This is a genomic window from Paracoccus sp. UBA5162, from assembly GCF_002413585.1.
Lineage (GTDB): Bacteria > Pseudomonadota > Alphaproteobacteria > Rhodobacterales > Rhodobacteraceae > Paracoccus.
Map to the genome: position 1 here is coordinate 51,273 of NZ_DHXG01000019.1, position 12,510 is coordinate 63,782.

Below are 12,510 nucleotides of genomic sequence, written 5' to 3' on the forward strand. Positions count from 1 at the left end.
CGGCAAGGTCAAGAGGCGAGATGACGGGGCCGGCGGATGGCCGGCACGGCGCGTCGCGGGCCGAGCCGATGCATGACCGGACCGTCCGAACCCACGGTCGAATCCCCCTTTTCAATCGCGCCGGCCTTCGCTATGACGCGCGGCACTGCCCGGATGCGGTCGTGGCGGAATTGGTAGACGCGCAGCGTTGAGGTCGCTGTTCCTTAACCGGAGTGGAAGTTCGAGTCTTCTCGACCGCACCAAGGCAGGCTTTCCAGCCATTCCGTGCCGATCCTCGATCCCTGTTCCGGGCTCTCGATCTGGTTGAGCTTGAATGGCGTTTCCGTCTTCCAATTGAAATTGCTAAAGAATTTTTCATCGCCTTCTTGCGTTTCATGGCCATGTCACGCTATCGACCTGGACCGAGGCGATTGCCTCCCTGGAAAATGACTTTGCCCGCTCTTTGCGATCACGCCGCGCTGTTCGATCGCTTGGAAAGCTTGGCAGGATTTTTCGCCCAGTGCGTATTGGTAAATGGGTTGTCGAGGTAGCTTTTGTCGATTTGGTTCCTGATTGAACAGGGCGAGACCCGGAAAGTCAGGCTGCTTGCGGCGTTCTGATCCTGACGGCATCGCGCTGATCGTCGCCGGAAGGCGCAATGGCGGCGTCCTGTTTACCGTCGGACTGGTCCTTACCATGCTGAAACCCCAGATCGGCGCGCTGTTGCTCGTCGCGGCGAGCGTTCTGTTCTTCTTCCGCAACAGCGACAATCTGCTGGCGCTGACGATCATCTGCGTCCTGGCCTTCGGAGGGTTGCATTCCTACGATGTCACGCTGGCGCTTGGCCTCGTTCCGCTCGTGACCACGCCGCTGCTGTTTGTCGGCCTGCTTCTTCTGTTTCGCCCGGGAAATCTTGCGAACGTGATCCCGGTCCCCCAGGACAGTTGGATCTTCCAGGGATCCATCTATGCGACATTCGCAATCCTGATCCTGTTGCTTGCCTGGCTGTCGCCGATCACGGCGCTTCGGGCAGGAGGGCGCGGCGATCAAGGCGAATGATCCATGGGCATTTTCGGCGGTGCCGTCCGCGACATCCGAAATGTCGGAATTGGTGTTGCCAGCGCCGCGCGGCAACGCTTAACCTCGGTCTCGCGCTGAACGAACAAGATAACGCAGGGAGAGCGCCCATTGCTGGACAATCGTGCGGGCGACGCATTCGTCGCTTTCGAACACGTGCAGAAAAGTTATGACGGGCAAACGCTTGTCGTCAAAGACCTCAATCTCTCGATCGGCCGGGGCGAGTTTCTGACCATGCTGGGTCCGTCGGGATCGGGCAAGACCACCTGTCTGATGATGCTGGCCGGATTCGAAACCGCGACCCATGGCGAAATCCGGCTGGCGGGCCGCCCGATCAACCAGGTGCCGCCGCACAAGCGCGGCATCGGCATGGTGTTTCAGAACTATGCGCTGTTCCCGCACATGACGGTCGGCGAGAACCTTTCCTTCCCGCTGGAAGTGCGCGGCATGGACAAGGCCGAACGCGACACGCGCATCAGGCGCGCGCTGGACATGGTGCAGATGGGGTCCTTTGCCAATCGCCGCCCGGCGCAGCTTTCGGGCGGGCAGCAGCAGCGGATCGCGCTGGCCCGTGCGCTGGTCTTCGACCCGGAACTGGTCCTGATGGACGAACCGCTGGGCGCTCTCGACAAGCAATTGCGCGAACACATGCAGTTCGAGATCAAGCACCTGCATGAAGAACTTGGAATCACCGTCGTCTACGTCACCCATGATCAGGGCGAGGCGCTGACCATGTCGGACCGGATCGCGGTCTTCAACGACGGCCGTATCCAGCAACTTGCCACGCCCAGCGAATTGTACGAACGGCCCGAGAACAGCTTTGTCGCCGGCTTCATCGGCGAAAACAATGCCTTGCCCGGCACGATCGAAAAACTGGATGGCGACAAGGCGCTGGTTCGGCTGGACAGCGGCGACCTGATCGACGCGACCGCCGTCAATATCCGCGAATCGGGCCAGCGGACCACCGTCTCGATCCGGCCCGAACGGGTCGAGTTCAAATCCGAGTTGATGCCCGAGGGCGCGCATACCGTCGAGGCCGACGTGGCCGAGGTGATCTATATGGGCGACATCCTGCGGACGCGGTTGCGGGTGGCCGACAGCGATAATTTCGTGATGAAGTTCCGCAACACGGCCGGGCAGACCCGGCTGCAGCCGGGACAGAAGATTCGTATCGGCTGGCATCCCCAGGATGCCCGGGCGCTGGACCCGGTATGATCCGGCATGACGACTCGGCCCCTGCGGGCCAAGACCGGCGGCCGAAGTGCCGCGTCCTTCCTGACCAATAGCGGAGATTTCGATGAAGACGACTCTGGCCCTGACCACCGCCATCGCGCTTGTGACCGGACCCGCCCTTGCCGACGTGAACCTGCTGTCCTGGGGCGGCGCCTATGGCAACAGCCATCTTCAGGCCTATGTCCAGCCGTTCGAGGAAAAGACCGGCATCAAGGTGCGGATGTCCGATACCGACAATCCGGCCACGCCGATCAAGGCGATGGTCGATGCGGGCAATGTGACGACCGACGTGGCCTCGGTCGAATATGCCGATGCCGTGCGCCTGTGCGACGAGGGACTTCTGGAAATCATCGACCCCTCGATGCTGGCGCCCGCGCCCGACGGCACCCCCGCCGAAGAGGATTTCATCGACGGCGCGATCACCGATTGCTTCGTGGCGACCGATGTCTATTCGATGGTGTTGGCCTATGACGAGTCCAAGTTCCCGGACGCCAAGCCCGCCAGCCCGGCCGATTTCTTCGATCTGGAAAAATTTCCCGGCAAGCGCGCCATGCGCAAGGGTGCCAAGTTCAATCTGGAACTGGCGCTGATGGCCGATGGCGTCCCGGCCGATCAGGTCTATGATGTCCTGTCCACGCAAGAGGGGGTCGATCAGGCTTTCGCCAAGCTGGCAGAGATCAAGTCCGATGTCATCTGGTGGGAGGCCGGCGCCCAGCCGCCGCAACTGCTGGCCGATGGCGAGGTGACGATGGCCTATGCCTTCAACGGCCGCATCTTCAACGCCGCGCAGGGCGAGGGCAAGCCGTTCAGGATCATCTGGGACGGCCAGATCTATGAAATGGAGGGCTGGGTGATGCCGAAAGGCGCGCCCAACAAGGACGAGGCGATGAAATTCATCACCTTCTCGACCTCGCCTGAACCGCAGGCGCGGGCAGCGGAATTCATCAGCTATGGTCCGCCGCGCAAATCGGCCGCCGCGCTGGTCGGAAATATTGAGGGGACCAATCAACCGATGGGTCCCAATCTTCCGACGACCGAGGCGAACATGACCGACGCGCTTGGTTCGGACCTGGATTTCTGGGTCGATCATGACGCGGAACTGAACGAACGGTTCAACAGCTGGCTTGCCGGCTAGGCCGTCTCGGGCGCGGGCGCCGGGATGGTCCCGGCGTTTGCGCAAGACTTGAAGATTGAACGACAACGGCTTGGAAATGCCGGAAGTTCACGACAGGGAGTGCAAGATGAAGAAAGTTCTGATCCTGACCACAGCAATGGTCGGTCTGGGCCATGCGGCCCTTGCGGACGAGGGCGAGGTCAACGTGGTGTCCTGGGGCGGCGCCTACGAGATGTCGCAGGTTGAGGCCTATAACAAGCCGTTCAACGAAAAGACCGGCATCAAGGTCAACATGATCGCCGCCGACAACCCCGCCACGCCGCTGAAGGCCCAGGTCGAGGCCAACAACGTCACCGGCGATGTCTTCGATATCGAGGTTTCTGACGCGATCCGCCTGTGCGACGAGGGCGCGCTGGTGGAAATCGACCCGGCCAACCTGCCCGCCGCGCCCGATGGCACCCCGGCATCCCAGGATTTCATCGACGGTGCCTTGCAGGATTGCGCCGTCGCCAACATCTTCTGGGGCACCGTCATCGCCTTTGACAAGACCAAGTACCAAGGCGACGCGCCCAAGACGGCCGCCGATTTCTTCGACACCGAGAAGTTTCCCGGCAAGCGCGGTCTGCCCAAGAATCCCAAGCGTACGCTGTATCTGGCGCTGATCGCCGATGGCGTGGCGCCGGATCAGGTCTATGACAAGCTGGGCACGCAGGAAGGCGTCGACCAGGCCTTTGCCAAGCTCGACACGATCAAGAATGATGTCGTCTGGTGGGAAGCCGGCGCCCAGCCGGTGCAACTGCTGGCCGATGGCGAAGTGTCCATGACCACCGGCTATAACGGCCGCTTCTTCGACGCGATGGTCGGCGAGGGCAAGCCCTTCGAGATCATCTGGGACGGCCAGTACATGGACATGGACATGTTCGTCATCCCGAAAGAGGCGCCCCATCCCGAGGCGGCGATGGAATATCTGAAATTCGCCACCGACACCCAGCGGCTGGCCGATCAGGCGAAATACATCGCCTATGGCCCGGCGCGGCAATCCTCGGCCGCGCTGGTCGGCATGTATCAGGACGGCAAGACCGAGATGGCGCCGCACATGCCCACCAATCCCGATCACCTGAAGACCGCGGTCATGGACGACCCGGAATTCTGGGCCGATCACGATGCCGAGTTGACCGAGCGGTTCAACGCCTGGCTGGCCGGCTCCTGATCCGCACCCGCCGCCTCCGCCCGCATGGGCGGGGGCGATACCTGATTTTTCGGGGAATTCATGGCGAACGCTCTTGATCCACATGCCGCCATCGTCACCACCGCCGCGGGCGAAACCGACGGGACGCTGACCACCGCCGACGGCCGCCCTCTGGCGCGCGCGCTGGCACGCAGCCAGCGCCGGGCCAAGCGCCGCGCCTTTCTGCTGGTACTGCCGCTGTTGGCCTTCATCCTGATCACCTTCGTGGTGCCGATCGGGCAGATGCTGCAGCGCTCGTTCTACAATGACGGCTTTTCGGCGAACATGCCGCAGATTTCGGCCTGGTTCGCGAACAATCCCCGCGGGACGCCGCCCGACGATGCCGCCTGGACGGCACTGGCCACGGATCTGCAAGCCTCGGCCGAAGAGCGCAGCATCGGCGTCGTCGGCACCCGGATCAATTATGACGTGCCCGGCACCCGGTCTCTGTTCACCTCGACCGGCCGCAAGGTCCGCCGCGGGTTGGAGCCGCCCTACAAGGAGACGCTGCTGGCCATCGACGAGCAATGGCAGTCGCCGCAATTGTGGAGCGCGATGCGCAACGCCGCGACCCCCTATACCGGAAATTTCTATCTTGCGGCGCTGGACCGGACGCGGGCCGATGACGGCAGTATCGAGCAGGTGCCCGAGCGCCAGCAGGTCTATGTCATGCTGTTCATGCGCACCTTCTGGCTGTCGCTGCTGATTACCGGCCTGACCTTTGTTCTGGGCTTTCCCGTCGCGCATCTGCTGGCGACCTTGCCGATGCGGAAATCGAACCTGCTGATGATCCTGGTCCTGCTGCCCTTCTGGACCTCGCTGCTGGTGCGCACGACGTCGTGGATGGTGCTGCTGCAACAGCAGGGCGTGATCAACGACCTGCTGGTCTGGGTGGGCGTGATCGACAACGGCCAGCGCCTGCAGATGATCTATAACCGCACGGGCACGATCATCGCGATGACGCATATCCTGCTGCCCTTCATGATTCTGCCGCTGTATTCGGTGATGCGAACGATCAATCCCTCCTATGTCCGGGCCGCGCGCAGCCTGGGCGCGACAAGCTGGACCGCCTTCCGCCGGATCTATTTTCCGCAGACGCTGCCGGGGCTGGGGGCGGGCGCGCTGCTGGTCTTCATCCTCGCGGTCGGCTATTACATCACGCCGGCGCTGGTCGGCGGCTCGTCGGGTCAGCTGATCTCGAACATGATCGCGACGCATATGACCGATACGCTGAACTGGTCCATGGCCGCAGCCCTTGCCGCGCTGCTTCTGGCCTCGGTTCTGGTTCTCTACTGGCTTTACGACCGGCTGGTGGGCATCGACAATCTGAAGCTGGGGTGAACGATGGCTGTCCCGACCTATGCAACCCCGCTGGAGCGGATCTGGCACTATACCTATCTGGTCATGTGCGGGCTGATCCTGTTCTTCCTGATCGCGCCCATCGTGGTGATCATTCCGCTATCCTTCAACGCCGAACCCTATTTCACCTTTACCGACAAGATGCGCAGCTTCGATCCCGAGGGCTACAGCCTGCGCTGGTATCGCAGCCTGCTGACCTTCGGGATGCAGAACCCCGATGCGACCGGCAGCGCCTTCTGGTCCGACGCATGGGCCAATGCGAAATGGGTGCAGGCGGCCAAGAACTCGATCATCATCGGCTTTTTCGCCACCCTCATCGCCACCGGCCTGGGCACGCTGGCCGCGCTTGGCCTGTCGCGGCCCGAAATGCCGCTGCGCCGGGCGATCATGGCGACGCTGATCTCGCCGATGATCGTGCCGCTGATCATCACCGCGACGGGGATGTTCTTCTTCTACTCCAACCCCTGCGAATTGCTGGGGATGATCGGGTTACCGACCAATTGCGGGCGGCTGGCCGGCACCTATCTGGGGGTCATCCTGGCCCATGCGACGCTGGGCATTCCCTTTGTCATCATCACCGTCACCGCGACGCTGGTGGGCTTTGATCAGTCGCTGAACCGGGCTGCGGCAAGCCTTGGCGCCAATCCCCGAACGACCTTCTTCCGGGTGACGATGCCGCTGATCCTGCCGGGCGTCATCTCGGGGGCGCTGTTTGCCTTTGTCACCTCCTTCGACGAGGTGGTGGCGGTGCTGTTCATCGCCGGTCCCGACCAGCAGACCATTCCGCGCCAGATGTGGAACGGAATCCGCGAACAGATCAGCCCGGCGATCCTGGCCGTGGCCACCATCCTGGTGCTGTTTTCGATCGCGCTGCTGGCCAGCGTCGAATTGTTGCGACGCCGGTCCGAACGAATTCGGGGCATCACCCCGCACTGATTCCCGGCGGGCTGCCTAGGGCAGGATCGCCAGCCACATCCAGATCGTCAGGACCGAAGCCGCGGTGCCGATCAGCACGGTCGAGGCGGCGACGCGGCGGGCCGAGGCATAGATGTTGGCGAAGAGATAGGCGTTGATGCCCGGTGCCATCGACGCCGTCATCACCGCCGAACGCAGACCTGCCGTATCCAGCCCGCCGGCCCGGCCCAAGCCGTAGGTGATCGCCGGATGCAGCAGAAGCGAACAGGCGCAGCACATGGCGATCGCGGCCATATCGCCTTCCGGCCGGTATCGGTAGAGGATGCCGCCCAGCCCGAACAGGGCGGCAGGCAGGGCCGCGCGCGAAATCATGTCCACCGCCGCCCAGAAGCCCTCCGGCATCGTCATCCCGGCCTGCATCAGCGCGTTCATCGCCAGTCCCGACAGGATGCCAATGACCAGCGGCGTGTGCAGCACGCCGGTCAGAGCACGCAGGGCGACACGGCCGACCGAAAGGCCGGTTCCCCTGGCGCGCGTGAACTCCATCACCGTGATCCCGAACGTGTAGAGCAGCGGCGAATGGATCGCGATGATCGCCCAATTGCCGGCCAGCGCTGCCGCGCCAAAGGCGCGCTCGGTGATCGGGACGCCCATCAGCAGACTGTTCGAGAACAGGCAGACAAAACCGATCGCGACGCAATCGGCGGGGCTGCGGCGAAACAGATATTTCGCGCCCGCCCACCCCGCCAGAAAGCTGGCGAACGCGCCGAGATAGAAGGACAGCAGCAGCACCGGCTGGAAGTTGCTGCCGATATCCAGCCGCGCCATGGACGCGAAAAGCAGCGTCGGCACCGCGAAATTCTGGGCAAAGCGCATCAGCCCGTCCACGGCGCCTTCGGAAAACCAGCCGCGCCATGTCACCAGATAGCCGAAGCCGATGACCAGAAAGACCGGCAGGACGATGGTGAACAGCGCGCTCACAGCGCGGCCGCGATCGCGGGGGCCTCGTCTTGAACGTCAAGCACCATGCCGTCATGGGCCGGGATGACGTGATCGGGCGTCATCGCCATGACCGCGTCGTGATCCAGGTCGATATGCATGTTTGTCACGATCCCCCGCGGCACGCCCGAGCGCGCCAGCCATTCCAGCGTGCGCGCCAGATGCGCGTGGCTGGGATGGGGATCCAGCCGCAGGGCATCGCAGACAAAGATCTGGGCGCCCTCGATCAGGGGCCAGGCCGCGTCGGGGATGTCCGAAACGTCGGGCAGATAGACCAGGCCACCGATGCGAAAGCCAAGCGCGTCGATCTCGCCATGGGTGACGCGGAAGGGATGGAAGACGATGGCGCCGCCGGCGCCGTCGATCGTGACCGGCCCCTCGATCCGGTTCAGTTCGCAGATCGGGGGATAATTGCTGCCTTCGGGCGTCAGAAAGACATAGGAAAAGCGATCGAGCAATGCCTGCGCGGTCGGCTGAGCGGCCCAGACAGGCATCCGGCGGCGGGAATTGTGGACCAGCTGACGGATATCATCGATACCATGGACATGATCGGCATGGGCATGGGTATAGATCACCGCTTCCAGTGTGCCCACATCGGCATCCAGCAGTTGCGGCACCATGTCCGGGCCGGTGTCGATCAGCACGCGTGTCGTGCCCTGGGGCCCGTTCCTTTCCACCAGCAGCGAACAGCGGCGGCGGCGGTTCTTCGGGTTCGTCGGATCGCAGGCCCCCCAGCGGCCGCCCAGCCGCGGCACGCCCCCCGACGAGCCGCAACCAAGGATCGTGGCGCGAATCACGGCTGGCCCCCGACCCGCTGTCCCGCCGCCTTCGGGAACAGCCGGTCGAAATTCTCGCAGGTCTGCTTGGCGAAATCGGCGTAGCCCATGCCGAAGACCTCGGCCCCCACGGCGGCGGTGCTGGCGACATAGGCGGGTTCGTTGCGCCGTCCGCGATGGGGCGGGGGGGCCAGATAGGGGCTGTCGGTTTCGACCAGGATACGGTCCACCGGGGCGGCGGCGAAGATCTTGCGCAGATCCGAGGATCGCGGAAAGGCTGCGATGCCCGACATGGACAGGTAAAAGCCCAGATCCAGCGCCGCCTGCGCAAGGTCCGGACCGCTGCTGAAGCAATGCATCACGCAGGAATAGGGGCCGGCGCGATGTTCCTCGGTCAGGATGCGGGCCATGTCTGCATCTGCGTCGCGGGCATGGATGATCAGTGGCAGACCGGTGCGGCGCGCGGCCTCGATATGGACACGCAGGCTTTCGGCCTGGGCCGCGGCGCTTTCGGCGGTATAATGGTAATCCAGCCCGGTCTCGCCGATGCCGACGAATTTCGGATGATCGGCCAGACGCAGCAGATCCGTGAGGGTGGCCATCGGTTCGTCCGCGACGCTCATCGGGTGGGTGCCGGCCGCGTAGAAGACGCCATCATGCGCCTCGGCCAGCGCGCGGACCTGAGGCTCGAGGCGCAATCTTGTGCAGATTGTCACCATGCGCGTCACCCCGGCCGCCCGGGCGCGGGAGATCAGCGCGTCATGTTCGCCGTCGAAATCGGGAAAATCCAGATGGCAATGGCTGTCGACAATCGGCGGTGGGGCCGCTTGGTTCATGGTCAACCTGTGGCTGGCAGGGCGGATTGTGCCGGCGGCAGATGCGCCAGTTCCGTCAGCATATCCATCACCAGCGCGGCAGGGTCAAGGTTGACCGCCCGACCGGCGCGCGCACGCGCCGACAGCCGCGCCTGCGCGCCAGCCCAGTCGCGGGCGGCGCGGTCATCGGGTGACAGCCGCGCCAGCAGCGCGCCTTCGCCGGTCGCGGCTTGCGGCAGGGGCGCGCCCATCAGCCCGGCGCGCGCGGTTCGGGTCAGGAACCGGTCCAGCAGCGTGATCGTCAGGTCGAAGGGATCGCCGTCGGCATTGGCCCGACCCGCCGCTGTCTCGGCCAGCCGGGCCGCCGCAATCCGGTCCATCCGGGGCAGGGTGGCGAACAGGTCGACGATCTGCTGATAGCGTTTCAGCCCGTCCTGTCCGGCCAGCCGCAACGCCTCGCCGACCGAACCGCCCGACAATGCCGCCAGCGCGACGGCATCCTGATCGACGCCCAGATCCGACAGCACCTCGGTCATCAGGTCAGGTTTCAGCGGGTTCAGGCGCAGCGTTCGGCAGCGTGAGCGGATCGTCGGCAGAAGCCGCGCGGGCTGGTGCGCGATCATCAGGATCAGCCCGTCCCTGGGCGGTTCCTCCAGCACCTTCAGCAGCGCATTCGCGGCGGCGGTGTTCATGTCGTCCGCGGTGTCGATGATGGCGATGCGCCGCCCGCCTTCGGCCGCCGAGAGGTGAAAGAACGACAGCAGCCTGCGGATCTCTTCGACGGTGATTTCGGCCCGCAGCCTGTTGGCCTTGTCGTCCCAGGGGCGGCGGACCAGTTGCAGATTCGGTTCGGACAGGGCGGCAAGGCGGCGGGCGGCGGGCGCGTTGCCCGGCACGGACAGATCGTCGCTGTCCGTGCCCGCCAAAAGCCAGCGCGCGATGGACCAGGCCAGCGTTGCCTTGCCGATGCCGCGCGGCCCGGTGAGCAGCCAGGCATGATGCAGACGCCCGCCGCGCGATGCCTCGACAAAATCGCGAACGGCCTCGTCCTGACCGATCACGCGCGCCGTCATCCGCGGGTGGGGCGCGCCGGGCACGCGGTCGGGTTCGGGGATATCCGCGGGGTCGGTCTTCACAACGCCGCCCGGACCCGCGCGGCCACGTCCTCGGGCGCGCCGCTGCCGTCGATCATCCGGACGCGGGCCGGATATTCGCGGGCCAAGGCCCGAAATCCCCCGGCCAGCGCCTGCTGGAAGCCAAGGCCCAGGCTTTCATAGCGGTTCTCGATCCCGCCGCGCGCATGGCCCCGCGCCACGGCGGTGGGCGGGTCGATATCGATGACAAAGGTCCGGTCGGGCTCGGTCCCGATCATCAGCGCGTGCAGCCGGTCCACGATGCCACGCAGATCGCCCCGCGCCGCGCCCTGATAGACGCGCGTGGAATCGGCGAAGCGGTCCGAGACGACGGTCCGGCCCGCGGCCAGGGCCGGGCGGATGGTCCGTTCCAGATGGTCGCGCCGGGCGGCGGTGAACAGCAGACATTCGGTTTCGGGCGACCAGCGTTCGCCCGTGCCCTCGACCAGCAGGCGCCGGATCTCTTCGGCGCCGGGGCTGCCGCCGGGCTCGCGGGTCAGCACGACATGGCGGCCTTCGGCGCGCAGCGCATCGGCCAGCAGCCGGGCCTGCGTTGACTTGCCGCAGCCGTCGATCCCCTCGAAGCTGATGAACATGGCTCAGAGGCCGGCGGCCTGGACCGCCTTGTTGCCCAGCCGGGTCACGGCGCCCTTCATCCGGCCCATGAACCCGGCGGCGGGCACGTCCTGCGCGGCGATCAGCGGTGTCACGGCATCCTTTGCGCCGGGCACGGTGACGACCAGCCGGCCCACTTCGTCGCCCTTGGCGATGGGCGCCGGAATGGGCGAATCATAGACCGCCTCGACCTTGACGCTGTCCTGCGCACCCGCAGGGATCAGCACATTCACGCCCTCATCGGTGGTCAGACCCAGCCGGTCCTGGGTTCCGAGCCAGACGGGGGCCTCGACCACCGTCTCGCCTGCGGGAACAAGCTTCTTCATCGTGAACTGGCGGAAGGACCAGTTCACGATCCGCTCGGCCTCTTCGGCGCGGGCGGTCTCGCCGGACAGGCCGGTGATCACGAACACCACCCGGCGCCCGTTCTGCACGGCCGAACCGACAAGGCCGTATCCGGCCTCTTGCGTGTGGCCGGTCTTCAGCCCGTCGGCACCGATGCCAAGGCTCAGCAGCGGGTTGCGGTTGAAGCGGTTGGCCGGCGCACGGCCGTCAAAGCCGAATTCCCTGATCGCGAAATTCTTGTAGAGCTCGGGAAAATCGCGGATCAGCCGAACCGCGAGCGTGCCAAGATCGCGCGCCGTCATCAGGTGATCCGGGTCCGGCCAGCCCGAGGAATTGGTGAAGACCGAATTGGTCAATCCGATCTCCTTGCCCTTCTGGGTCATCTGACGGGCAAAGGCCGCTTCGGTTCCGGAAAGTCCCTCGGCCACCACGACGCAAGCGTCGTTGCCCGACAGCACGATGATGCCCTTGATCAGTTCGTCCACCGTCGGGCGATCCTGTTCATTGAGGAACATGGTCGAGCCCTGCATCTGCCGCGCCTTGGTCGAGACCGGCAGCCGCGTATCCATCTGCACCCGGCCTTCGCGCAGGGCTTCGAACAGCATGTAGATGGTCATCAGCTTCGACATCGATGCCGGCGGGATCTGCTGGTCGGCATTCTTTTCCATCAGCACGGTGCCCGTGGCGACGTCATAGACCCATGCCGTCTGCGCATTCGTCTCGAACGCCTGCACCGGCGCCGAAAGAGACAGCAGGGCGACCAACCGCAGCAGAAATGCACGCATAAGGATTCCTTTGCCTGTTTGCGCAAGATGGTTACATCATGCCTCGCCATGCCGCAACGCGGCTGAATGGCGCGGGACGGATAAAGTGAACGCGGCGCCGCGAGGAACGGCAGTCGCGCCGCCGCCGCCCGCGGCCC

Annotated in this window: 12 protein-coding genes and 1 tRNA gene; 7 read left to right on the plus strand and 6 right to left on the minus strand. The window is 64.8% G+C overall.

Features of this window, described 5'->3' with window-relative positions; translation table 11 throughout:
* The first annotated feature begins 155 nt into the window (after nucleotides 1-155).
* The 7 genes from B4A72_RS02730 (at nucleotide 156) to B4A72_RS02760 (ending at nucleotide 6,926) form a co-directional block, all read left to right on the plus strand.
* Nucleotides 156-242 (plus strand) — tRNA-Leu (locus tag B4A72_RS02730).
* A 343-nt stretch (nucleotides 243-585) separates the two neighbouring features.
* A complete protein-coding gene (locus B4A72_RS02735; protein WP_292953839.1) occupies nucleotides 586-1,038 on the plus strand; it encodes a hypothetical protein in 453 nt (150 codons plus the stop codon).
* Between the two features lie 129 nt (nucleotides 1,039-1,167).
* The gene (locus tag B4A72_RS02740; RefSeq protein ID WP_292953842.1) at nucleotides 1,168-2,271 is read left to right on the plus strand and encodes an ABC transporter ATP-binding protein; all 1,104 of its coding nucleotides are present in this window, start codon (nucleotides 1,168-1,170) and stop codon (nucleotides 2,269-2,271) included.
* 82 nt (nucleotides 2,272-2,353) lie between these two features.
* Nucleotides 2,354-3,424: an ABC transporter substrate-binding protein gene (locus tag B4A72_RS02745; RefSeq protein WP_292978057.1), complete on the plus strand. Its 1,071-nt coding sequence runs from the start codon at nucleotides 2,354-2,356 to the stop codon at nucleotides 3,422-3,424.
* 106 nt (nucleotides 3,425-3,530) lie between these two features.
* Nucleotides 3,531-4,613 (plus strand): ABC transporter substrate-binding protein, encoded by a 1,083-nt coding sequence (locus B4A72_RS02750; protein ID WP_292953848.1) that lies wholly within the window; start codon nucleotides 3,531-3,533, stop codon nucleotides 4,611-4,613.
* 60 nt (nucleotides 4,614-4,673) lie between these two features.
* Nucleotides 4,674-5,972, plus strand: a complete 1,299-nt coding sequence (locus B4A72_RS02755) for an ABC transporter permease (RefSeq protein ID WP_292953851.1) — start codon at nucleotides 4,674-4,676, stop codon at nucleotides 5,970-5,972.
* A 3-nt stretch (nucleotides 5,973-5,975) separates the two neighbouring features.
* Nucleotides 5,976-6,926: an ABC transporter permease gene (locus tag B4A72_RS02760; protein ID WP_292953854.1), complete on the plus strand. Its 951-nt coding sequence runs from the start codon at nucleotides 5,976-5,978 to the stop codon at nucleotides 6,924-6,926.
* A gap of 15 nt (nucleotides 6,927-6,941) precedes the next feature.
* Here the strand turns inward: B4A72_RS02760 and B4A72_RS02765 are convergent, their stop codons facing one another.
* Genes B4A72_RS02765 through B4A72_RS02790 form a run of 6 tightly spaced genes read right to left on the minus strand, consistent with a single transcriptional unit; the run spans nucleotide 6,942 to nucleotide 12,373 of the window.
* Nucleotides 6,942-7,886, minus strand: a complete 945-nt coding sequence (locus B4A72_RS02765; RefSeq protein ID WP_292953857.1) for an AEC family transporter — start codon at nucleotides 7,884-7,886, stop codon at nucleotides 6,942-6,944.
* Complete coding sequence (locus tag B4A72_RS02770; protein ID WP_292953860.1) at nucleotides 7,883-8,701, minus strand: MBL fold metallo-hydrolase; 819 nt, start codon at nucleotides 8,699-8,701, stop codon at nucleotides 7,883-7,885. The genes B4A72_RS02765 and B4A72_RS02770 overlap by 4 nt, the downstream gene beginning before the upstream one ends.
* Nucleotides 8,698-9,516 carry a TatD family hydrolase gene (locus B4A72_RS02775; RefSeq protein ID WP_292953863.1) on the minus strand — a complete coding sequence of 273 codons (819 nt, stop codon included), beginning with the start codon at nucleotides 9,514-9,516 and terminating at the stop codon, nucleotides 8,698-8,700. The genes B4A72_RS02770 and B4A72_RS02775 overlap by 4 nt, the downstream gene beginning before the upstream one ends.
* A 2-nt stretch (nucleotides 9,517-9,518) precedes the next feature.
* A complete protein-coding gene (locus B4A72_RS02780) occupies nucleotides 9,519-10,631 on the minus strand; it encodes a DNA polymerase III subunit delta' (RefSeq protein ID WP_292978058.1) in 1,113 nt (370 codons plus the stop codon).
* On the minus strand, nucleotides 10,628-11,224 hold the full coding sequence (tmk, locus tag B4A72_RS02785; protein WP_292953869.1) for a dTMP kinase: 597 nt from the start codon (nucleotides 11,222-11,224) through the stop codon (nucleotides 10,628-10,630). Before tmk ends, B4A72_RS02780 begins: the two co-directional genes overlap by 4 nt.
* Before the next feature lie 3 nt (nucleotides 11,225-11,227).
* On the minus strand, nucleotides 11,228-12,373 hold the full coding sequence (locus B4A72_RS02790; protein ID WP_292953872.1) for a D-alanyl-D-alanine carboxypeptidase family protein: 1,146 nt from the start codon (nucleotides 12,371-12,373) through the stop codon (nucleotides 11,228-11,230).
* Between the last annotated feature and the right edge of the window lie 137 nt (nucleotides 12,374-12,510).